This is a genomic window from Mariprofundus aestuarium (assembly GCF_002795805.1).
GTDB classification, from domain to species: Bacteria; Pseudomonadota; Zetaproteobacteria; order Mariprofundales; family Mariprofundaceae; genus Mariprofundus; species Mariprofundus aestuarium.
The window spans coordinates 1,852,263-1,876,508 of the sequence record NZ_CP018799.1; the positions used below are offsets into that span (position 1 = coordinate 1,852,263).

The following is a 24,246-nucleotide window of genomic DNA, read 5'->3' on the forward strand; positions in this document are numbered from 1 at the left end:
GGCCTTCATGAAATCACTGTATGAAGCATTTAATGCCCCCATACACTTCAATCTCAGTCAGCTGAATGGAAAACGCTCATTAAGCTTTCATCTCTATCCGATTGTGCTGCTGCTTGTGGCGGGCCTGCTCTTCATCATCATCTCAGTGGCCATCATCACAGCGTTAGCCACCGATAAGCTGACTCTCTTCTCACAGCAGAGTCAGACCAGTGAACTGCAGCAGAAGCTGAAACGCCTGCAGCAGAAAAATGCGGAGACCGAAGTCTTTCTCTCGCTGCGTGATGCTCAGATTGATGCCATGAAACAGGAGATTGAACGGCTTCAACATGAAAGGTCAGATATGCAGAAACGCCTTGAGATGTTCGATGAGGTTCTGGCCGCCCGCAAGGTAAAGGGCGTGCATATGCTCAGGCCATCAGCCCAGTGGCAGAACAACAACCTGATCAGTTACAGCCTGATTCTGGTTAAGGGTGAAAACTACCCGCGCTGGAGAAAGGGGACCCTGCAGTTTTCAGTCAAAACAGCTGAGGAGAAGCTGCTACAACTGCAAACAGAAAGAGGTAAAAGCAGCAAAAAGTTTGAAATGACCACGCAGGAGTTTGTCACCGGCTCACTGGCATGGCCTGGTCCGTGGAAGCCGGAAACCCTGATCATCACCATGTTTAACGAAGCGGGAAAACAGACCGGTGAGGTTACCATTCCCATCCTGAACCACGCCTTGATCGACACCGATGCGAAAAAGGAGAAGCCAAATGATTAAACCCTATTTGCACTGGAATCCTGAGATCGCCGATTCAGCCTTCATTGCTGAAACTGCCGATGTGATCGGCCGTGTTAAAATCGGTGCCGATTCAAGCATCTGGTATCAAGCCGTACTGCGCGGCGATGTCCACGATATCGAGATTGGTGAGCGCTCCAACATCCAGGATCACTGTATTCTGCACACCAGTGGCGGCGTATCCCCCTGCATTGTCGGCAACGACGTCACTGTCGGACACCGTGTTATCCTGCATGGCTGCGAGATTCAGGATCGCTGCCTGATCGGCATGGGGTCAATCATCATGGATAGGGCTGTACTTGAAGCGGGCTGTTTTCTTGCCGCTGGTTCGCTTGTCACTGAAGGCAAGGTTCTGCGTGGCGGTTACCTCTATGCGGGCAGCCCTGCTAAAGAACGCCGGGAACTCACCCAGGAGGAGAAGGATTTCCTCAACAGTGCCGCCAGAAACTATGTTGAAGTCTCAAAAAATCACGATGACAGCTGAAGTGAACTGCGCCTCCATTGATATCGGCTCCAACACCTTTCGTCTGCTCATTGCCAAGCCATCAGATGGCCCTCTGCCCTGGCAACGGATCGATTATGCCCACCGCATCACCCGCCTGGGTGAAGGACTGCATCACACAGGACGCCTCTCAGAAGCGGGCATGGATCGCGCCCTGACAACTTTCAGCGAGTTTGCCTCTCTGCTAAGCAAACACGATGTCTCAGCAGAGCACACCTTTGCCGCTGCCACCGCCGCTATGCGTGATGCTGAAAACGGCCAGGCATTTGCTGAACGTGTAAAAGCTGAAGCCGGTATTCATATCCGGATTATCAGCGGTGTCGATGAAGCTCGCATGTCACTCAATGGTGCCTGCTCTGTCCTCAACAACGCTACACAAGAGGATATGATGCTCTTTGATATCGGTGGTGGCAGCACCGAATTCATCCGCGCCCGAGATAAAAATCGCATTGATGATATCAGCCGCAAACTCGGCGTGGTTCGACTGGTTGAAGCACACCTGCACTCCGATCCGCCATCAGAGCATGATTACAACGCCCTTAAAGCGGCCGCCAACGAACATCTGCAGAGTGTTGAAGGCCACTGGCCTGACCATCGCGTCCCAAAGCATCTGGTCGGCACAGCAGGCACAGTCACCACACTGGCTGCAGCAGCACTTGATCTATATCCCTATGATGCCGAGACGATCAACAACTACCGCATGAGCAGAGCCGACTTCTCCGCCCTTCGTGATCGTCTGCTCTCCATGACTCACGAACAGCGCCAGAAGATTCGCACCATCGAACCAGGCCGAGCCGACCTGATCATTGCCGGCCTGGCCATTGTTGATGCAGTCATGCAACGCTGGCATTACGATGAATTAATCACTGTAGACGCAGGCCTTCTTGAAGGCCTTTGGCTTCAGGTCGCCAACAAGGCTTAGATACCTTCTTTTTCACCAAGAAGAGGTTTTCGCGAATGCCTGCTACCGACCGTAATCAGCCGTTAACCAACAAGTGATTAATCCAAAAGCATTCTATCAGCTGCCGGTTGGCTTCGGGAAATAGCTGACACTCTGAAATCATTTAAAGTTAGTTTATAGTGCGGCCACTTTGTGGGAAATCCACGCAGATGCACAACCAAGTTTGCAGTTAAGGGAAGCTTATTAATGACAGATTCAAGAGCACTTGCTACATCCAGCGAAGGCTGGGTGATTGAAATCATGGATGCATACCAGGATGCCAAAGCAGCCATTCCATTTGCTGAGGCTGCAGGTAAAACGATGTCAGAAGCAGATCTGTTTCACATGGCGCCACTGGTCTGCGTCAAATTTCGCAATCTTTTAGGTTCCGAAGAGAGCCTGACAAATGCACGGAACGCTGCCATCGGCAGCTATATCGCCAATCAGGAAGCGGGTAATAGAAACCTCAACGATCCGATCATGGCATTTTCCTTCTGTTATATTCTTGCCCATTACGGCCTTGGACTGCTTGATGATGAGAAGTGCCAGGAGATCCTTATGTTTATCGAAGATAATTTGGCAAAAATAAAAATGGCTATTGCAGCCTGAAGTTATCGAGAGTCCTGCCTGATTGGCTCTTAAATCAGATCAGCAGCTCAGGCGTTTCACTTTGTGCCACTTCACTGGACTCCGGCTCGCTGAACTGTAGCTGGTACAGCTCCGCATAGATGCCCCCCTCTTCAAGAAGAACATCATGCTTGCCACTCTGTACAACCTTGCCCTTATCAAGCACAACAATGCAATCAGCATCACGGATGGTGCTCAAGCGATGAGCAATCACAATCACGGTACGATTCTGCATCAACAGATCAATCGCCTGCTGCACCAAGCGCTCAGACTCAGTATCCAGAGCGCTGGTCGCTTCATCGAGAATAAGAATCGGGGAGTCCTTCAGCAGTGCGCGGGCCAGCGAGAGACGCTGGCGCTGTCCACCTGAAAGGATCGCCCCACGCTCACCCACCAGGGTGTTATAACCATCAGGAAGGCGTTCAATAAACTCATGTGCATTGGCTGCACGGGCCACCTCTTCCACCCGCTTGAGATCAACATCTTCAAGCCCGTATGCGATATTATTGAGGATAGTGTCATTGAACAGGATGATCTCCTGCGTCACCAGTGCAATCTGGTTACGCAGCGACTGCTGGCTCACATCGCGAATATCGACACCATCAACCAGGATGCGCCCTTCGGTTGCATCGATAAAACGGGGAACAAGGTTGGCCAGCGATGTTTTACCCGCCCCGCTTCGTCCAACCAGCGCCACGACCTGTCCTGAAGTGACTGTAAAGTCGACCTGATCCAGAACCTTCTGTTCAGAACCGGGATATTGCAGCCCTACATTCTCAAACCTGATCGACTCGGAAAATGATGCCAACTCAGTGGCGTCACTCTTGTCCTGAACATGAATCGGTTCATCCATCACTTCGAAGATGCGTTCAGCCGAGGCCAACCCCTGCTGAATCTCATTGTTGGCACGTGAGAGGCGTTTGACTGGCTCATAAAGCATCAGCAGAGCTGCCAGGAATGATACCAGCGTACCAGCCGTGGTTTCACCTGATGCAACGCGAATGCCGCCGTAAAACAACACACCGGCGATACCGAAACCGGCCAGCAGCTCCATGATCGGGAAGGAGAGTGCATGCACCCGGAACACCTTAAGCTGATGGGCAAGGAAGTCACCGGTAAACTTGCGGAAACGCCCCTGCTCATACGCTTCCATGCCAAATGCCTTAACGACCCGTATGCCACCAACGGTCTCTTCCAGAAGGCTGGTCAGCTCACCCATGGAGGCCTGACCATCAAGCGTAGCATGGCGCATCTTGCGGCCAAACCGGGCAATCGGATAGATGACTGCTGGAAATACCAGCATGGCAATCAGAGCAAGTATCCAGTCCTGAATAAACACCACAGCGAGCAGAAAAACAATCGAGATCGCATCACGCATCAGTGCAGTGACAGCAGTACTGACCGCACCCTGAACCAGCGTAACATCATAGGAGAGGCGTGCCAGAAGCTCGCCTGTTTTACGGTGGGAGAAAAATGCCAGTGACTGCGACGTCAGCCGTTCATACAACATGTTGCGAAGATCATAGATTACCCGCTGGCCAATATATCCCATCATGTAGGCCTGTCCGAAATAAGCGATACCCTTGATCAAGTAGAGGCCAATGATCACCAGTGGAATAATGTAGATCAGCTCCTGGTTCTTACCGCTGAGCGCTTCATCAAGCACAGGTTTGAGCATCCATGCCACTGCAGCCGTACAAGCTGCCAGCACGACCATGCATGAGACGGCAATGCCCAGCCGCCCTTTATAAGGTAGCAGGAATGCCAACAGGCGACGGTAGAGCGCTGTAGATGCGTTTATCTTCATGATTGTTACCTGTTAACTGCGTACAGTTTTTGATCAGCCACAGAGTCTGCTTCCGGTTGAACTGCTGCCTGGTCGCTGGTGCTCTTGATGCGCCCCATCTTCTCGAAAAATTTTACGCTGGCACCAAACAGGGCAGATGCGAGTTTCTTCTGATGCGCCCGGCTTTTCAGTTTCTTCTCCCGGGCAGGGTTGGAGATGTAGTCCAGCTCAACCAGGACACTTGGAATCTCCATTGCTCCGAGAACATAAAAACGGGCACGTTTAGGGACATCATATTTGATCGGGCCTGCACCCTTCAACTTACCAATAATCGATTCGGCGAGAATTTGAGAGCTGTTCAGGCTATCGCGGCGGAACATATCACCAAGAATCTGAGTCACCATCGGGTCATCAACCTGATCGAACTCAACCCCTCCCACCTCATCGGCAGCATTCTCTTTGGCAGCCAATGCTCTAGCCGCCCTGTCTTGAGTGGCCCCTCGCTCGGAGAGGGTATACACACTAGCACCTTCGACAGTGCGCTGGCGGACGGCGTCGGCATGAATGCTGATCATCAAATCAGCCTTGGCCTTGCGAACAAGGTAAACCCGTCTTTTCAGTGGTACAAAGTAATCACCACTTCGGATCAGAACCGCCTTCATGCCCGGCGTTGCATCAACAATGCGGGCAAGCTCTTTTGCTACTGCCAGCGTCACTGTCTTCTCATAGAGCTTACGCGGCCCGATGGCACCGGGGTCTTCTCCCCCATGTCCCGCATCGATGGCAATCACCAATCCCTTTTTCGACTTGGGCTCTCCGGCACTCATCGCCGCTTTTCTGGCTTCATCAGGTCTGGAGAGGTCGACCACCAGACGATGGGGCTTACCCTGCATCGGCTTAAGGAGAAACGAACGGGGCTGCACCTTATCCTTCACATCCATAACAATACGCAGCATGTTGGCCGACGGTTTGCCATGGCGGATACTCTGAAGCACTGGATCAGGTAGTTTCAAGCCATTCAAATTAGCCTTAAATACGGAGTGCTCCATGTCGATAACAATTCGCTCGGGGTTATGCAGACGAAATACCTTGTAATCGATCTGCTTGTTCAGATCAAAAACCAGACGGGTATGATCAGGTGCCGTCCACATGCGAACATCGCGCACCACACCATCGCCCGCCATTGCCACCGAGGCAGATGAAAGCGACAGCGTAAGCGCTGCAATAAGTCCGAACATAGTGGTGATTAACTTCATCGTTAGGCAATACTCACTGCATAAGCCATCTTTGCAAGTGAGCAAGGCCACAGCCAGAAATAAAGCTATCTATTGGGAGAGCTTCTGGATAACCGCGTCACCCGGGATGATCTCTGTTTATGTTCGTCCGTAGATGTCCTCAAAACGTTCGATATCGTCCTCGCCAAGGTAATCGCCCACCTGCACTTCGATCAGATGCAACGGTATCTTACCCCGATTTTCAAGACGATGGGTCTCACCAATGCTGATATAGGCGCTTTCGTTCTTGGCAACCGTTTTGACCAGCTCACCACAGGTCACGGTGGCAGTACCCGCTACGACCACCCAGTGCTCCGAGCGGTGCTGGTGCGCCTGCATACTCAGGCGTGCTCCAGGCAGTACTTCAAGGCGTTTGATCTGGTATCCGTCAGCACGGCCTTCAAGCACCGTATAACTGCCCCATGGCCGGCGTACGGTGACATGCTCAAGGTGATATCGTTCCTTTCCAAGTTTCAGGGAATCAACAATCTCCCGGACCCGCTGGCTCTCACCCGCCCTGCAGAGAAGGATCGCGTCAGGTGTTTCAACGGCAATGATGTCTTCAATACCAATGGCAGCGATCAGGCTGCGTTCACTGCGCAGCAATGTGTTATGACAGTCAATGGCCAGCACATTACCGCTGATATCGTTACCATTCACGTCATGCTCGGCAATCTCGTGGACGGCATCCCAACTACCAACATCGGACCAGCCGATATCTGCGGGCACCAGTGAAACACGCTGTGATTTCTCCATGATGCCGTAATCGATAGAAACATCCGGCATCTTATCAAAGGAGTCGCGCACTACCTCCTGCCACAACTCTCCGCCGTTCCAGCGCGCTCTCATACCATTCAAAAGCGCAGTCATTTCTGGGATATACTTTTCCACCTCTTCAAGAATTACTGAGGCCTTCCAGACAAACATGCCCGAGTTCCAGTAGTAGTTGCCGTCATCCAGCATGCGTTGGGCATTTTCAAGGTCAGGTTTCTCAACAAAACGCAGTACATTCTGGATATCGCCTTGACCGGATGCTTCGGCCTGAATATACCCGAAACCTGTTTCAGGCTGGGTTGGAACAATTCCAAACGTCACCAGTCTGTCGCCCTGGGCAACCTCTACGGCCTTGTTCAGGCACGCCTGAAAAGCATCCTTGTCAGCCACAATATGATCAGCGGGCAGAACCACCATAATCGGATCATCTCCACTGAGGTCCTGCATCAGGGCAGCAGCCACAGCAATTGCAGGCGCCGTATTACGGCCACAGGGTTCCATAATCTGATTCAAGCCTTCAAGCTCCGAGAACGCCTCACCTGTCGCATGGGACTCACCTGTCACCACCCAGACATCATCCTTCGCCACTAACGGAGAAAGGCGTCCTATCGTAGCGCTGAGCATACTGGCTGCACCACTTAGCTTCAGAAACTGCTTGGGCAGCTGCTGCCTGGAGAGGGGCCACAAGCGGCTTCCTGATCCACCGGCCAGAATGATCCCCTTAACTGATATACTCATATCTCTCCTCCACAAATAATAATCATGCAGCCCCTTCCTGGTTTCCCTCAGAGTTTTTGCTCCACTGCTTAAAGCGTCTGCTTACATTCACGGTCACAAACAGCCACAACAGGCAGAGCACGATATTTGTGCCAACAAGAAACATCGTTGGCAGGGCCAGCACAGAAATGACAATAAAAATGACGCCACCCTGGATCAGATCGCCAAAGCGGGTGAAAAAGGTGTTAACGGCAAGCATGCCCTCATAACGTGTAAACCTGTCCAGCGGCAGAAAGAGTATCTGCTTGGTCGTGTTTGCCACTGAATAGTCGATACTATTATCTGCCATTTTAACAATCGCAAACCAGGCCAGTACAGGGAAGGCCAGCACTGAGATATACATTCCCAGATTTATTACAGCCAGACTGATCAGCGCACCACCCACTCCGATCGCCTGATATAGTGGCCGGACAACAAATGCCTGCAGGACAAGCGTGGCAATATTCACATAAAGATAGAAGGTAGAGTAAAATGCACCGATTTCACTGCCGCTATTCTCAGCGGTGACAAAGTCAGCCAGAACAAACTCACCGGTTGAGTTAATCAGATTCAGCAGTACGACTGATGCTGCAATCCAGCGCAGATAGGGAACATCCATCACCCGTTTCAGCCCACCGAGCATATGCTGAATCGACTCTTCATCCGACTGTTCATGGTGGTCCTTGCGCATATCAGTCTTGGCGCCCGGCATAATCACCGCCACAACCAGCATAATGATTGCCAGGATCATAAGCCCATATGCACCCATCTCAAGGTAGAGGGTTTTTGCAACCATGGAGCCAATCATCGTACCAAGTGAGCCTCCAATCGCAATATACGAGGTCAGCCTTTTTCCCTTATCCACACAATGATAGTCGCTGACCATCGTCCAGAACTGGGAGATCTGAACAACCGAAAAAATGCCGAGCCAGATAAAGAAAGGCACGCCAATATCCATGCCTGATGAACCAAGCAGGTAGAAAACCCCGATATTTGCTGCCAGAAAGATGGTGACGATATGGAACAGCTTATCGCCATGCAGGTGTTTTATAATGTGACTGTAAAACGGCACTAGGAACAGCAACATCGCAGCCTGAGCAGCCAGCGCATAACTCCTGATCTCGGCGCTACCGCCGTCGAGAATCAACTCCTCGCGGACAGGTTTCAGCAGGTAGTATGCCAATAGAATCAGAAACAGACGGATAGCAAAGCGGAGTGTTGCAACACCCTCTGGGCTGCTCATATCCTGCCACACCTTAGCTATCAGTTTCGTCATTACTCACCGTTTATCTTCATATGCGATTGTTCAGCCCGTTCCGATATTTCCGGAACTGTCTGTTCTCCAGACCCTATCCATCTGCTTGACTTATTTCACCTTCAACAAGCATGCATAGTTTTCCAAAAGAAGGTAATGATCTACATAAACAGGGAACCCCGGTTCTTCTGGGGCTCCCTTTATGCATTTGCCATCAGTCAGCCATTCGCTGCAGTACTCAGTAGCCTTATACAACTACGCCAACGGAAGGAGTTACCTGTTTACAGGCACACTCCACAGTGGTGATTCGGCTGCAGCGCAGGCAATGAAGCGGTAGATCCTGCCAGCATTGATCTGGAAGTTATTCACGGTCAATGTATTGGACCTAGCATTCACTTCCGTTCTCAACGGCTTCCAGTTTTCCCCTGTATGCACCCACAGATTGACTTTATGCTCATTTTTTATGCCACCCAGCTCGTTTTTCTGTGAATGCTCATCAAAATATTCAAAGGTGACATCGGCCTTGGAGCTCAGAGAAGGAATCCTTGAAAACAGCACCCATGACCTCTGGATACACTGATCCGGAGATACGCCTTCAAACATGTACATCGGTGGCTTAAACCCTTCGGCTTCAGTCTGAAAATCGACAATCTTGAACGGTGACTTGAAATCAAGCCGGGTCAGGAAATAGCCATATCCCGGGTCATACACGATCAGCGACTTGCCCAGATCAGCTGTGGCAGCCCTGCCGCTATATGGCTTCATAAGAAGCTTGGCCATAAACTCGTGTTCATCCAGTGCTTGTTTTGCCTCACCAGGCGGATGGTACTCTTCTTTGACTTTAGCATGCAAAGCACGCTTCTCAGCATCCTTCTGGGACGCAATAGCTGCATCAGACTCAGCCTTGGCAATATCTTCAGGGTAAAGATCTTCTCCCTTGGTGAATGCGATATACTCCTTCATCTGCGGAGTATTCCTGTATGACCACTCAAAGGTGCTAAACAGATTAGCCTCGAGATAAAACGGCCTGGCAATACCAAAATGGGATACAGCGTCGTACTGCTCGACAAAGGCCTCGGGGGAGCGTGCACCATGCTTCTGCTTCACCTGACCAGCTTCAAGCACCCTTGCCAGATTTTCAATGCGGGCATTCATTACCGTTGGTGAGAACCAACCGAATGTCTTTTCCGGGCCGTCTTTCTCTTTTCCGATCATGTGTTTCAGCTGCTTATAGATCTTGCCCTTCAGTCTCTCATTCAGAAACGCCTTGGCTTTCATCGGGTTGAACACACCCAGATCCGGCGTGTAGTAGTACTGAAAACGATCGTTAAACAGACTCTCAGGAAACGGTACAAACTGATCGAATGTCTGCCCAAATGTAAGATCGTAATCCCAGGGAATCACCTTCCATTTTTTGGACTGCCCTGATTTGATCATAAAATAATTCTTGTTATAGGTATCGCCATTGCTGGTCAAAGTATTAGCTACGATCCAGTTGATCAGCGAGTCATCATCAAAGGAGCTCGCAATGAATGAATCGAATGATTCCATCGGTGCCGACTGAACCTGCTTTGCGAACGCCTTCATACTGGAGTGGTCTCCGCCACGTGGTGCAAGCTTCGCCCAGCATTTTTCTGTATCAGATTTATGCCTGAAATCGCCACAGTAGGTATTATCGCTTGCCTGATAGAGTTCGCTGGAGGAATCGTAGCCATTGCGTTCAAGGAAGCGGTTACCCAGCCACTCGATATACAAGAAATATCCGATAAACTCACCGTTGATGGTCAGCCTGACGTAATTGGTTTCGGGAACCATCATGCCCATGTCGCGCATCATCTCCCATGCCATCCAGCCGCGCATCATTGAGCCATCTGAAGACATTGAGTTGAGCGCGATGTTTTTATAGCCCTTCCACGTGCTTCCCTTGACCTTCAGAATAATCGATTTTTTCCTGAGGGCGCGGGTAGAACTGCCGAACGACTTGATTCGCCCCTTCAATTCCTCACCATCAATTGAAAAACCGGCTGCAAAGGTAGACTTATCGTTCGGGTCTTTCAGGAAAAGTATCCTTGCATCCGTATTGTTCATGGAGACATCGATATCGACGACCTTTATCTCCTTCTGGGCATTGGCCAGAGCCTCCTGAGAGTACCTGAAGTGGCTCTCTTCAAAGGTCAGGTCTGTTGCGGAGAGGGCAGTAAACGGCAGCAGTATCACTGCGCATATAGCCCCCGCCAGATTATTCATTTTATGTTTTAGCATATCTACCTCAGTCATCCCAGCTGTAAGTGACAGACAAAGTTCCAAACGTGGATGCACTGATATTGCGTCCCCATACGGTTTGGCCAATTTTCACAGCGCCCGTCCACTGCTCTGCAAGCCTTCGCGAGTACTTGGCAGAAATGATGCCAGCATCATAGTCACCGGAGTTGCGAAAGAAGCCAGCGGCAGGAATAAGCTCCGGAGTGTGGTCCTTGAGTGAGAGCTTAAGAACGCCCTCAAGAACAACCCGGTTGTCACCATTTTCATCCAGACGCCATGACCACTTTGCGTAACTCTTCCACTGTGTAGCCGGAGATCCAAACCAGTAGTTAATACCCGTTCCGAACTCCCCGTAGGAGGGCATTGACTCTTCCCAACCAGTATTCTGGGTTGAAATGGCGATGCCTCCCCAGAGTCCGAGTTTCCCATAACCAAGACGGTTTGCTTTAGTGCTGTCATAACCAGTAGGAACAGTTAGCGCCAGCTCCCAGGTTCTTCCATTACGGGTGTTATCTAATCGGCCACGAATACCCAGCTGAACATCACCAATACCGGCTGTTTTGCCACCTACACCGCACGACTGATTGGCAAGTGAGGTGTTGGCGAAAAAGTTAGTATAGTACGAGTAGCCGTATGTGTAGGAGTGGCCCCAGCTGTAATCCTTTGAAGTACAGCCCTGCGCCACGCGATTCCTGTTCTGGTTAAACCAATCAGTAGCAGTCGAATATGTAATACCAGTAGTATACATGTTCTGCCCCTCAGAGAGCATGTACGCGCTGGCATGAGCCGATTCTGAATGAACAGATAGTCCGCTCAATACAATCAATGATGCTGTCGTATAACCGAAAAAATTCTTAATTTTCATATTCCCCACCCCACAGTTTAATTATTCCAATACTGCCTAATCATAATTTCAGCCGGCTTATTCTGAACGGTATAATCAATATCGCTCTCACCACCGGCGTATGGATCACTATACCAACTCCAAAAAAAAACCCCGTCGACAAATTTCAAGCGTTTAATCGCATTCAACCATGCCGCCACTGCAGCCGTCTGCATCGTCATATCGGGCCGGTGCCTGTTTTTATCCAGCGATTTCCACTCCCACGGCTGACTTGAAGAGCCTTCCGCAGAAGGCATGCCAACTTCCAGTAACCATACAGGTTTACCCCTGTGGTTTTTTACAGCCTGGCTGAGCTTGTATAAATTCAGCTCAATATGGGCAAGCATCTCATCATATTCACCCATATCTCCAAGTGCCGGATATGATGAAATACCGATCACATCCAGCTGCTGCCAGTAAGGGAACCTTTCAACCCCCTCAACATTGTGTGCCGCATAGGTCAACACACCCCTGAACTCTCTTCGAAGTTGCGTGATCAACTCCGGCCATGGCAGATCCTTGGCAAGCTGTGACAGCTCAGTTCCAATCACAAAGGCCTCTACCCCTAGGTTTTGAGACAACCTTGCATACCTGATTAGTTGGGCCGAATAGTTCTTGAACCAGAGCTCCATCTGATCATGGTTACTGAAGAATATTCCGCCTGCCCATGACCCCCTTACCAGAATCTGTGGTTTTACAACTACCTTTAACCCCAACTGATGTGCAGTTTCAATGGCCTTAATCAGCTGTACATCGGTTACATTGTTTGCAGCCCGAACATCTGTGGCGTTTGGACCGCTCTGCTGCATAAATGGAATCAGAGCTACTGAATTGGCACCAACAGCTCCCATTTTTATCAGCGAACGCCTTGCTCCAGGGGAGTTCCATGCAACCCTCGATGTCTGCAACGCATTAAACCCTCGCCACGCAGTCTCATGGGAAGAGCCTGATGCATAGTGTCGCCGTTTCGCAGCTGGCTTCGCAACCGGCTTTTCAGCCGTCGCTTTAGTCGAACCTGCGTGAGGTACGGCAGCATGGTTGCCTGCTTTGGCCGAACACCCCCCGATAGCAATCAGCATCCCAAGAAGAAAGACCAGCTTCGACATCAAATTTTCCTGAATACACGCCAGATATTATCGTTGTAAACAAGCTTATATCCTTTCATGCCTTCCCTATACAAAAGTGGATAACGCATACTGATCTTGTCTCTCTTGCCGACTGCAGAGTCCGGATCTGGAACCACAATCTGTTCAATATCAGGATATTCATGATGCAGTGCGATTTTAAACTTACTGGTGAATGAGAGAAGTAGCCCTTCAGCATCCCCCCTGGCAACCATGGCCTTGTAACCACTGCGTTCGTCCAAAAGGGTTACACGGCGATTCTCATCCAGCCAGCGGCCAAGTCGCAGAGAGCCATCTTCGTCTGCAACCATGACACGCTCACTGCTGAATGCGTTGACCCACCTGTTCATGTTTGGATCGGCCGACTCCATAAATATCCACCAGCCACCGACTAGACTGACGACAAGGAAGGAGATGACACTCCAGTAGACTCGCTTACGCGCCATATCAAGGAAGGTGATCTCCGCCAGAATACTGGCATTGATCAGCACGAGAATCTCCATGGGATGGGAGAGATAGTATTGATCGGTTGCCAGCGCAATCGCCAGCAGGGGATGCACAAAGAGCACAAAACTTGCCCTGAAACGCAAACCTTCATCCCATGTACTAAACAGGAAGTAGATGATGATTGGATAGGCTACCAGCGTATATCCTGCTGCTGCAATCAGTGCCTCGAAAAAACTACCTCCGAAATCAACCAGCCATGGATACTTGAACATCTCCATGTAGCCACCCAAAAACATGGAATCTGGGTCTTGAATGAAGTGAAAAAACTCCGATTCAAACACCCAGTTAAGCCATGCCCATGCGAGTACGGAGAAGAAGAACGGCACAGATAGAATGAGATAGATACTGATCGGCGATGCCATCAGCAGCCTTCTCGGTGCAATTACGGCCAGCATCGGCAGCAGTGCAACGAACAGGAATACTGCTGAACCATCCACAAAGAAGAAGACTGCAAGGATGATACTGAGGGAGATATAGGCATGAACATCGTGCTCAGCGATCATATTCTGGCATGCATGATAGAGCAGGTAGAACATCAGCATGCTCATTGCCAGTTGACTTCCGTTTGTCGCCCCCCATAAAAAGGCAGGATGGGACACCAGCAGGAAAACAATCAGCAGTCGTTTATAAGCAACAACTTCAAGGTGGCGCATGTGGTAGAGAAACACCCCGATCAGTCCGCAGGCAAACAGAACAGAAACAAAATAGGGTGCCGCCCCGAAGGATGTACCAGGCAGGTAGTAAAATGGCACCAGTGCATAAAGCGGCAGGTGCGGATATAGCATGCTCAGGTTTTCCAGTCTGATCTCTTCCGCTCCCAGCACACCCAGCACTTTTGCCCAGCGATGTGAAGCGCCATCAAACATGAAACCATGAGACAGTAACCAGGCCGTCAAAGCAGAGAGCGCTATGACCGTCATGACAACGATAACCACATTATCCCTGTTACGCTGGTGCATCAGGTAGGCGCTCATTTATCTCCCCCTGCTATCTTCTCACTATTCATCGAGTCCTCGTCCACGTCACTGGTGGTTGCATAGCTGGTCAGACCATGATGGGTCTTCTCCCAATAGAACGGGTTGAAAATCAACTGCCAGAGTCCTTTGAATCCAGCCCAGGACATCATGACCCAGTAGAGCGGTACGGTCAGCGCCCATGGCATTAGCTTATAGTAGTGACGCTTGAAGCCACTGAGCATAAACAGGTAAACTAGGAATCCGTTGCCGACCAGCAGGTTTATCAGATTGATATACAGCAGTGCTGCCGGGTATATCTGGTCAAACATGGTTGTTTGAGAAATAAGCCATGAGAAAAACACCAGCATCAGAATTGGCATGACCAGTGCGCTGATAATTGTACCACCGACAAAGAACTGGAATCCCCAGAATCCGACATGCCCCAACGTCTTGTAAAACTCGATTGGCCTGCGCATATGCACAAGGTAGGTCTGCATGTACCCCTTCAACCAGCGTGAGCGTTGGCGAATCCAGTTATGCAGATCATTATTGGCCTCCTCGTAGGTAGTCGAGTTCACAACACCCACTCGGTAGCCCCTCTGTGTCAGACGCACACCAAGATCGCAATCCTCAGTTACATTATATGGATCCCAACCCTGTAGCTCCCTTAGCACTTTCATTTTAAAGTGGTTGGATGTACCTCCCAGAGGAATCGGAATCTTCAGAGCATCAAGTGCCGGCAGATAGAAATCGAACCAGAGGGAGTACTCCATGGTAAACATACGCGTCAGCCAGTTCTCAGCCACATTGAAGTAGTTCAACCGGGCCTGGATTACCGCTGTATTCTCAGCCGCTTTCCTGAAGGCCAGCACAACCTTTTTCAGCTGATCCGCTTCCGGAGCATCTTCACCATCATAAATGGTTACCAGTTCACCCCTGGAAAAATTAAGCGCATAGTTGCACGCTTTGGGCTTTGTTTTCGGCAATGAATCTGGAACCCTGATGATTTCAAAAATACCTTCAAGGGCGAGGTCTTTAGCCGTCTGGATTGTCTCTTCATCATCCTCTTCAAGAATAATCTTGATATCGAGCTTGGATAATGGGTAATCTAGGTTCCTGAGTGCTTTAGCAAGGTGCGGAAGCGACTCGGACTCCTTGTACATCGGCACAAGCACCGTATAGGTCGGCAAACTTGCATCGCTAACCGCATCAACCTCTGCATCGGTAATATAATTATCGAATTTTTTATCGCCCCCCACCCAGGTAAACAACACACGCAAACCAAAGTTGAGGATCAGAAATACTGTGATGAACACATTAATCGCAATCAATGTACCCACAGGCCATATTGCCAGAGAGACCATTGTCACCGTCATCAGGATAGCGAAAAACAGCAGCTGCCTTTCAGTAAACACTGTGCTTGCCGAGTATTGCGGCTGATCCCTTCTCAACTCATGAACTGATTTTTCACTGTAATATGCATTGCCACAATTCTGCAGGGTCCAGACAATATCGAATTTCGACGTCACCACGAAATCAACAGGTCCATCGACTACCTTCTCGACTTCTGCCATTACATTAGCGTCCAAGTCAGCAACTGCCACCTTGGTCAGCCCATGCTCCTTCCGCCATGGAATGAAGAGGTTATCCGAGTAACTAAGGTAGTGCTCCTCACTCAACAGACTCATATCCGGCGCATCATCAATCAGGTTCACAAATGGCTTGTCAAAATGCTCGGCCAAAACCTGATAGAACAAAAATGGCCGCACCCAAGATTTGGAGAGAATGATATCCCCCACTCGGGTACCCCACTGCCTCTGGATGCCAATAGCCTCATCCAGCCTGTCCTGAGTCAACAGCCCTCTTTCCACCAGCAGGTCACCAATGCGGCCCTTTCTGAAATGATCGGTTAGTGCATCATAAAGCTGGGATGCAGTGACCCAGCCTTTGGCCAGGATCACCTCTCCAAGCCGCAGGCCTTGCCCTTGCTGTATCACAAGGGCTTCGGCCAGTTGCTCATCGGTGATCAGCTTCTGTTCCAGCAAGCAGTCACCAATCCTACGAGGTCGTGAAGTCTCCATCTGAGTCATGACAGCCCTTCAATTCACTTATTCGAAAGGTTGACGTCATCATCCTCAGTATTGATGTTGCTGTGGTGCACACGCTGTGCATGCAGATCGTCCGAAGTCGGCATCTCTACATCGTGGTCGCTACCCTGTTGCTGGCGGCGAGTCAGACGGAAGACATACACGATCGCCAGGCTCAAGAGGAACCACAGCAGACCCAGCAACCAGAAGCGGTACTCGCCAAGCACTGCGAACCAGTCCTTCGTATCTGGGTAGTAGACCTCAGCCAAGGTTGGCTGCTTACTGTCAATATTCAGCAGCACACCATGGGCATCTATGAAGGCCACATCACCCTCAATCAAGCGCAACTTCTTGTCGAAATCATGTGTAATCAGATCAGAAGGAATCACCAACAGACCATGTGCAGAGCCGTCATTGATAATCTCTGCGACAGTAATCTTCGGCAGTGCGTTCACACTGAAGAATGTTTGACCATCCCTGTCCTTGATTTCAACCTTACCTTTATCCATGCGCAGCGGCGCATCAAGGCTATCAAGGTTGAAGTTACCGAATGCGACAAACGGGCCACTTGGGCTCAATGCCTCACTCTCCTTCATGAAGCGAACCCTGGAGTAATCCATAACAATCGGAAGATCAGAGGCAACGTGTGAGATCAACTGCAGTGCATTCTCAGGGTTGGCCAGGTACTTCTCAGCAATCACCATATCGAAGCCGGAAGAGAGATACTCTGAAAGACCGGAGAATTTCGTTGGCTCCCTGTCTGTCTTTTTAACAACAATCGCGGTATCCGGAGTGATCTGAACAAAGTCCGTTGGCATCACACCAAAACAGTCACCCGATACGATATCATGCTGCACGACAAAGCGGAGGTTGTTGTACTGCTGCTGGTACTCAACAGGCAGCGGTATGGAGTAGTTATGCTTGTTACCATCATTCTCCAACCGCTTGGAGAACACCAGTACATCGTTCAGGAATGCATAGAACTCATAGTTTGGATCAGCCTCCCAGCGCACTGGGGCAATAATGCTCAGGCTCAACATGTCCAAGCGGGTACCTGCTGGCAGATCACGCGGTGCCAGCGTAGTGCTCCATACGGTTTCATTCGCCACATAATGCGGACTTGTGTCCAGCTGGCTCAGCGGCAGCGTGTAGTAGTCGCTACCGGAGTCTTTAGGCAGAGCCCTCAGGTCGTAAAAACGATCCGGCTTGTTAATATCATAATGCCTGCCAGCAGCAAGAAGCTCCCAGCGCTCATCAATAAGATACAGTGGCTGCACATCATATGGCTCTGAAACTGCAATAGAAACTGAATTACCTGACTTGATCAGATTCAGGTTGTCTGTAGGGGTCTGGAATACATCGCCGCTTTTCAGATCAACATAACCTTTCTTCAGGCTCTTGCCTCGTTGATTCAGTACCGAAACAATATCACCCTTCGGAGCAATAACCACATCACCGATTTCAGGCAGCCGCTTGATCGCCACTTCCTTGCCGGCATTGGCCAGTAACTCCATCACGGACATGGCAGATGCAAACTGAGATGCATCTAGGTTGCCTGCAGGGAGGGAAACGGTCACATTATGCGGCAACATACGCCACGCATCTCGAATTGACCTGTCGATCGAACTGTAAGTGATATCCATAGCCGTGCTTGGAAGAATATGGAGGTAGCCTCCACCGGAGCGAATATCCAAGCAGCGGTTCGCATTCACCAGCGTGCCCGACTCAACGGTCACCTTCACCATACCGTCACGGAACATCGAGCCCGGCAGAACCACACCCACTTCATGCACCAGATTATCCCCTTCGATAGGAATCTGAATCAGAGGCACATCGTTGGCAAAAACCCTGATATTGGAGAGCTTCATCAGCATGTTTGAGGCGCGGTAGGAGATACGGAACACACCGCCCCTTACATTTGAATCCATCGGAGTTTCAAAAAAGAAATCCTGGTGATGACCGGCCTGTGATGCTCTGAATACATGCCCTTTCTTAAAGCCCATGTCGTCAAGCGTAACCGTTCTTACCGGCCCCATAGCATTGAGTGCCTTTCTGGCAGATGGAAGAGAAGTAGCCAGTGTGCCAATATTTTTCGCAGCGGTAAGGTCTTTCTCTTTAACCCAACCCTGCACACCAGATGGCCTGACAGTTACAAGCACCCAGCCAGCCTGGCGCTCCATTTCGACAAGCTTCATGCTTGAGCTTACGCTCATCACCTTTGATGCCGTATCCGCCGGTCCGGAATAGACCGTAGCCTGTTTCCCGGATATTTTTAGACTATCGCCAATCTTGGCCTCTGCCTGAAAACCGAACAGCAGCACTGCCATCGATAGAAAGACAATCTTCTTCATGAAATGTTTTGATTTTATTAACACACCACTCCCCCACTTAACCCTTATAAAATTTAAAAACAACCCTAAAATCCCTGAGGTAAACTTAGCCGTTTTCTATAACTTAGCAACACCAACCAAAACAAGGCGCCTTTCTCGCATGAAAATCGACGCCTGCAATACTACTAGTCCGTTGAAATTCCAGCATCGCTCAAACAGAACCGCCTCACATCATCTCCAAAAAAAACCACTCGAGCCCTTAACTCATGCACACATTTACTTCTTGTAGCACAGATCTGACCGAATGCAAGCTATGTATAACATTACAATACCGCCGCAAAGATCGATTATAGAACCGTTACCCCCTAGTAATAACGCCACGTTCCGAAACATGCATTTAAAAAAGATCAAACGCAATCTCCTCCTCTGAAAATGCAATTCACGTCACAGAGTCATAAGCTAGAACATGTTATAGCAGGCCTTTTTTTCAAGCGCAAGGAAATCTCAATGATTATTTTTCAGCCATTGACGCCCCCATAGAACTCCCCCCCCCCCGCTCAGACAGGCAGCCGAAGTATCAGAGCATCAAAAACATTGAGGACCACCCCAAATCATAGAAATGAAAACACCACTTATCCCTGAATGCCTCCGGATAGGTAGAATAGATATGAAAAAACCCTGAATTATTGCAGGCAGCCGTAAATGCCTGGCGTATGTTGAATCCAATAAAAAAGGGCACTCACAATGGAGCACCCTTTTTTTTATAATGTGGCTCCCTGAGCAGGACTCGAACCTGCGACATATGGATTAACAGTCCACCGTTCTACCAACTGAACTATCAGGGAAAAATTGTGGGCGAACCGTAGTGAGCAGCACATGCCGTGTCAACACCCTTTAAGCGGGCAATATATGCATGCCAACCCACCCTCTGCTATTGCATCATTTTACCATTATCGACAAGATACATGATTAGTTTTGTATTGATCCAATCGAGGAGAACTATCTTTGAATCATGATGCTATCTGGAAATCGGGCGGGCTTATTGGCATCATTGTTTCGCTGCTATTCCTGACTGGATACAGCAGCCATCTCTCTACCTTCCGAACTGCTGACAACCTGCTTTATGACTTCATCTCCCAGAAAAACACTCTTCCTACGGACAGCAGAATCATTCTTGTTGAAGTAGACGCCAGCAGCAGTGAGCAAAAGTCACATGCAGCCATTGCAGCAGCCATTAACAAACTATCCAATGCAGGTGCCAAACTTATCGCACTGGATATCCTCTACACCGAACCTGAGCTACAGCCGGAAGACAACAACAGTGGTGAAGCACAGAAGGATATGCTGGCAGAGAATATCCGCCTTGCTGGCAACGTCCTGCTTCCGCTCTATTTTGAATTTGGTTCAGAGGTCATACAGAGTAACATCCTTTCGCCAAGTCAGATTAGGCGTTCGACATTCAGACAGATCAACCGCAATGCTACAGCAGCTGTCAGCGCTTTTATGCTCCATTACCCTTACAGCAACCTATTAGAGGGCGCTGCCGGCTTCGGGCACTTCAACCTGTTTCCTGATCCGGATGGCACTGTCCGCTCACACCCCCTGGCCATTGAACTCTCGGATAAGTTTTATCCATCTATCGCACTAGTACTGGCGGCAGGGGCGATGAACATTCCAACAAGTGACATGCGGCTGAATATTGGCACCGATATTGAACTGGGTGCCCTGAATGTCGCCACCGATCGTGATATCCGCATTTACCCGGCCTTTCATACCGATGGCAGCGGCGGAAGTTACAGTCGATTCAGCCTCTCCGAGCTTCTTTCAGAGAGCACACCCGCTGACCTGTTTAAGGACAAGATCATCTTGATTGGCAGCACCGCCGACAACAGCTCAAACAGCTTCATAACACCATTAAAGCGGAATATGTCGCGCATCGAGTTTGTTGCCCACAGCATTCAAAGCATCCTTAAAGAGGAGTCAGTCATTCGGCCGGGCTGGACTCTCTACATTGAGCTTGCGCTGCTACTGCTTGCGGGGCTCTACCTGACCCTTCTTCTACCACGTCTTTCTGGTATCGCAGGGGTTGCTGCAACAGTGACTGCCACTCTCGTACTGCTTATCACAGGCTTCTTTTTGATATCCGCATTTTCTATCTGGATTCAAACCTGCCTGACGGCTCTACTGCTGATTATTGGCCACCTATGCATCGGCATCAGAGCACATTTTATTGCCAAAGAACAACAGCCCTCCTCAACAAGTGACTCGAATGAAACCAATAAAATGCTTGGGCTCTCGTTCCAGAGCCAGGGCATGCTGGAAAATGCATATAAAAAATTCCTCATATGCCCGCTAGATGAGGAGATGCTTCCCATCCTGTATGACCTGGGGCTTGCCTTTGAACGCAAGCGCCAGTTTGACGAAGCAATCAATGTCTATCAGCACATGGCCACCTACAACAGCAACTTCCGCGACATTCAAGTTCGACTTATCAATGCAAAAAGAAGCAAGGAGGCTGTTTCAGAGAAGGGTTCAAACGATGGGGTGGCCAACCTGCTGGCAGGTGGCGACATCAACCCGACCTTGGGCCGCTACGAGATATTCAGCGAATTGGGTAAGGGTGCCATGGGGACTGTATACCTTGGCAAGGACCCACAAATCAACCGTCAGGTTGCCATTAAAACACTGGCTCTCTCCAAAGAGTTTGAGGCCGATCAGCTTGAAGAGGTAAAAAAACGATTCTTCCATGAGGCCGAAATTGCCGGCATGCTCAACCATCCCAACATTGTTACCATTTTCGATGCCGGTGCGGAACACGACCTTGCCTATATTGCCATGGAGTACCTGGATGGAATCGACCTCATCCGTTACACCCAAAAGGGCAAAACCCTGCCGATCCCGACCACACTGAAAATCGTTGCCAAGGTAGCTGAAGCACTTCAGTACGCTCACGACCACGGTGTCATCCATAGAGACATTAAGCCGGCCAACATCATGATCCTGAAAAACAAGAGCGTAAAAGTAACCGACTTCGGCATCGCCCACATTAATGACTCGAGTAAAACCAAAGCTGGGATTGTCATGGGCACCCCCTCCTATATGTCACCGGAACAGCTTTCAGGCAAAAAGGTTGATGGCCGCTCCGACCTTTTCTCCCTTGGCGTAATGCTCTATGAGATGGTTGCCGGCGTTCGCCCATTCACTGCCGATTCAATATCAAAACTGATGTTAAAGGTTGCCAGGGTACCGCATACGGATGTGCGCGAACTTGATCCTGAAGTTCCAGACAGTGTGGCTGAGTTGATTAATAGCATGCTCGCCAAGAATCCTGAAAATCGCATCGCCTCTGCCCATGAAGTGCTGGATCGCATCCACCAGTGCCTTCAGGAAAACAGAGCGCAGGAAGGCACTCCGTGAAGGGGTTGAAGATGTATGCTATGACCGATGTCGGCATCAGGCGAAAGCATAATGAAGACAGTGTCGGCATCACCCCTTCGCACGGCATTGCCGTCCTGGCGGATGGCATGGGCGGCCACAACGCAGGCGAAGTAGCCAGCGCTATGGCGGTAAATATTATTAGTGAGAAAATCAAAGAGGAAATATTGAGCATCCCTGCAGCGCGGATTGATGAAAAAACCGGGTTTGCGGGTGAGTCGATCCTGACCCGGGATGCGATCAGATTTGCCAATGATTCGATTTACAGTACTGCCCAGAACAGACCTGAGTGCAAAGGCATGGGAACCACTGTTCTGGTTGCTGTTTTTTATGCCGATCGAATCACCGCTGCCCATGTCGGAGATTCGCGCATGTACCGGCAGCGTAATGGTAATTTGACCCATGTTACTGAAGATCACTCCGTGATTCATGAACAGGTTCGGCGCGGCCTAGTCTCTGCTTCAGATGCACGCAACTCCATTATCAGGAATCTGGTGACGCGCGCGCTCGGCGTAGCTCCAGGTGTAGATCCGGATATAGTTGAAGACACGGTTATACCGGGGGACCTTTACCTGATGTGCTCCGACGGACTCACCGACGTAGTGCCGGATGAGGTGATCGGCCAAACCCTTTCACGTTACGACAACGACCTGAAAAAGGCTGCGACAGCGTTAATTCGACTGGCCAATGAAGCCGGAGGCCCGGACAACACCTCAGTAATCCTTATCAAGAAACCACAAAAGTCTGGTCTTTTCTCTAGACTTCTGGGTAAAGGTTAAGCTTAATTATTATTAAGGGCGGGCACTTACGTTAAACAGGCGCTCGTACTCCTCTAGCGCATAACGATCGGTCATTCCGGCAATGTAATCAGCGATAATTCTCGCTTGTCGAGCTGGGGTTAGCCCGCCACCTTTCAATGCAGCTGCAGCCTCAAGTTCATGCTGCTGGTTCTCTGGTAGCATGGCGGGATGCTCCATATAGACGTTGAAGATTTCTCGAATCACCCGTTCCGCTTTATTGGACATACGCGCCACCCGGTAGTGACGATACATATTTTTAAAGAGGAATTTCTTCATCTCACCATTCATGCGGCGCACAGGTTTACTCAAACTCACCAGCGTTTTTGAAGCGGCACGCACATCGTCGAAATTTTTTATCCCCGCTTCTTCAATCCGCCTCAGTGTCTCCTGAATCACATCGACGATGAGAAAGTTGATCATATGGCGCACGGTTTCGTTCATCTTCAAGCGTTCGCTGACATCGGGAAACTCCCGCTCAACCTGCTCATAGTGAATACGGAACAGCTCAAGCTGCATTAACCCGTCGACAGTCAACATACCGGCGCGATAGCCGTCATCAATGTCGTGGTTATTGTAGGCGATCTCATCGGCCAGGTTGCCGATCTGTGCCTCAAGTGGTGGCTGCTCATGCAGATTGAAATGGGCCAGATCCCGGTTCTTCGGTGTATCGTATGCCGAATGATGTTTGACGATACCTTCGCGTGTTTCGTAGCTCAGATTCAAGCCCGTAAAAGCGGCATATTTATGTTCCAACTGCTCAACCACCCGCAACGACTGGCGGTTATGCTCAAAGCCACCATAGGGCTTCATCATCTCATCCAGTGCATCCTGGCCGGAGTGACCGAACGGGGTGTGGCCGAGATCATGGGCAAGTGCCACGGCCTCAGCCAGATCTTCATGCAGATGCATCGAGCGACAGACCGAGCGGGCAATCTGCGCCACCTCGATCGAGTGGGTCAGGCGAGTACGATAGTGGTCGCCCTCGTGATTTACGAAAACCTGAGTTTTGTACTCCAGCCTGCGAAAGGATGCTGAGTGAATGATGCGATCACGATCTCGCTGGTAGGCATTTCTGTGCGGCGATTCAGGCTCATCATAAACCCGGCCACGCGAATAGATGCTACGGCAGGCGTAGGGCGCGAGTATCGATTCGTAGTCGGATATTGCCAT

General features: G+C 50.1%; 17 protein-coding genes and 1 tRNA gene. 6 read left to right on the forward strand and 12 right to left on the reverse strand.

From position 1 onward, the window contains the following. Positions 1–7: 7 nt before the first annotated feature. From Ga0123461_RS08990 to Ga0123461_RS09005, 4 genes are all read left to right on the forward strand, one after another. Entirely contained in the window at positions 8–760 is a 753-nt protein-coding gene (locus Ga0123461_RS08990; protein WP_157819302.1) for a coiled-coil domain-containing protein, read from the forward strand. Next, on the forward strand, positions 753–1,262 hold the full coding sequence (locus tag Ga0123461_RS08995) for a gamma carbonic anhydrase family protein (protein WP_100278031.1): 510 nt from the start codon (positions 753–755) through the stop codon (positions 1,260–1,262). The genes Ga0123461_RS08990 and Ga0123461_RS08995 overlap by 8 nt, the downstream gene beginning before the upstream one ends. Further along, positions 1,252–2,202, forward strand: coding sequence for a Ppx/GppA phosphatase family protein (locus Ga0123461_RS09000; RefSeq protein ID WP_100278766.1), 951 nt, complete (start codon positions 1,252–1,254; stop codon positions 2,200–2,202). The genes Ga0123461_RS08995 and Ga0123461_RS09000 overlap by 11 nt, the downstream gene beginning before the upstream one ends. A 225-nt stretch (positions 2,203–2,427) precedes the next feature. Then, positions 2,428–2,829 carry a hypothetical protein gene (locus tag Ga0123461_RS09005; protein ID WP_100278032.1) on the forward strand — a complete coding sequence of 134 codons (402 nt, stop codon included), beginning with the start codon at positions 2,428–2,430 and terminating at the stop codon, positions 2,827–2,829. 34 nt (positions 2,830–2,863) lie between these two features. On the opposite strand, the gene msbA is transcribed toward Ga0123461_RS09005, so the two are convergent. From msbA to Ga0123461_RS09060, 11 genes are all read right to left on the reverse strand, one after another. Continuing rightward, a complete protein-coding gene (msbA, locus tag Ga0123461_RS09010; RefSeq protein WP_100278033.1) occupies positions 2,864–4,654 on the reverse strand; it encodes a lipid A export permease/ATP-binding protein MsbA in 1,791 nt (596 codons plus the stop codon). A gap of 5 nt (positions 4,655–4,659) precedes the next feature. Next, positions 4,660–5,889: an N-acetylmuramoyl-L-alanine amidase gene (locus tag Ga0123461_RS09015; RefSeq protein WP_232710110.1), complete on the reverse strand. Its 1,230-nt coding sequence runs from the start codon at positions 5,887–5,889 to the stop codon at positions 4,660–4,662. Between the two features lie 117 nt (positions 5,890–6,006). Continuing rightward, positions 6,007–7,419: a mannose-1-phosphate guanylyltransferase/mannose-6-phosphate isomerase gene (locus Ga0123461_RS09020; RefSeq protein ID WP_100278035.1), complete on the reverse strand. Its 1,413-nt coding sequence runs from the start codon at positions 7,417–7,419 to the stop codon at positions 6,007–6,009. A gap of 22 nt (positions 7,420–7,441) precedes the next feature. After that, entirely contained in the window at positions 7,442–8,713 is a 1,272-nt protein-coding gene (locus Ga0123461_RS09025; protein ID WP_100278036.1) for an NTP/NDP exchange transporter, read from the reverse strand. A gap of 252 nt (positions 8,714–8,965) precedes the next feature. Continuing rightward, positions 8,966–10,954 carry a CotH kinase family protein gene (locus Ga0123461_RS09030; RefSeq protein WP_157819303.1) on the reverse strand — a complete coding sequence of 663 codons (1,989 nt, stop codon included), beginning with the start codon at positions 10,952–10,954 and terminating at the stop codon, positions 8,966–8,968. Between the two features lie 7 nt (positions 10,955–10,961). Beyond that, positions 10,962–11,819 (reverse strand): hypothetical protein, encoded by an 858-nt coding sequence (locus Ga0123461_RS09035; RefSeq protein WP_100278038.1) that lies wholly within the window; start codon positions 11,817–11,819, stop codon positions 10,962–10,964. Between the two features lie 17 nt (positions 11,820–11,836). Beyond that, a complete protein-coding gene (locus Ga0123461_RS09040; RefSeq protein WP_100278039.1) occupies positions 11,837–12,943 on the reverse strand; it encodes a glycoside hydrolase family 113 in 1,107 nt (368 codons plus the stop codon). Then, entirely contained in the window at positions 12,943–14,442 is a 1,500-nt protein-coding gene (locus Ga0123461_RS09045) for a hypothetical protein (RefSeq protein WP_100278040.1), read from the reverse strand. The genes Ga0123461_RS09040 and Ga0123461_RS09045 overlap by 1 nt, the downstream gene beginning before the upstream one ends. Beyond that, positions 14,439–16,514, reverse strand: coding sequence for a glycosyltransferase family 2 protein (locus tag Ga0123461_RS09050; RefSeq protein WP_418288784.1), 2,076 nt, complete (start codon positions 16,512–16,514; stop codon positions 14,439–14,441). The genes Ga0123461_RS09045 and Ga0123461_RS09050 overlap by 4 nt, the downstream gene beginning before the upstream one ends. Before the next feature lie 14 nt (positions 16,515–16,528). After that, the gene (locus Ga0123461_RS09055; RefSeq protein ID WP_100278042.1) at positions 16,529–18,862 is read right to left on the reverse strand and encodes a cellulose biosynthesis cyclic di-GMP-binding regulatory protein BcsB; all 2,334 of its coding nucleotides are present in this window, start codon (positions 18,860–18,862) and stop codon (positions 16,529–16,531) included. A gap of 748 nt (positions 18,863–19,610) precedes the next feature. Further along, positions 19,611–19,686: transfer RNA gene (locus Ga0123461_RS09060), tRNA-Asn, on the reverse strand. A 160-nt stretch (positions 19,687–19,846) separates the two neighbouring features. On the opposite strand from Ga0123461_RS09060, the gene Ga0123461_RS09065 reads away from it, so the two are divergent. Together Ga0123461_RS09065 and Ga0123461_RS09070 are read left to right on the forward strand one after the other, a co-directional pair. After that, on the forward strand, positions 19,847–22,258 hold the full coding sequence (locus Ga0123461_RS09065) for a serine/threonine-protein kinase (RefSeq protein WP_100278043.1): 2,412 nt from the start codon (positions 19,847–19,849) through the stop codon (positions 22,256–22,258). Further along, positions 22,255–23,055 (forward strand): Stp1/IreP family PP2C-type Ser/Thr phosphatase, encoded by an 801-nt coding sequence (locus tag Ga0123461_RS09070; RefSeq protein WP_100278044.1) that lies wholly within the window; start codon positions 22,255–22,257, stop codon positions 23,053–23,055. Before Ga0123461_RS09065 ends, Ga0123461_RS09070 begins: the two co-directional genes overlap by 4 nt. A gap of 12 nt (positions 23,056–23,067) precedes the next feature. Here Ga0123461_RS09070 and Ga0123461_RS09075 read toward each other — a convergent pair whose 3' ends face one another. Then, complete coding sequence (locus Ga0123461_RS09075) at positions 23,068–24,246, reverse strand: deoxyguanosinetriphosphate triphosphohydrolase (protein ID WP_100278045.1); 1,179 nt, start codon at positions 24,244–24,246, stop codon at positions 23,068–23,070.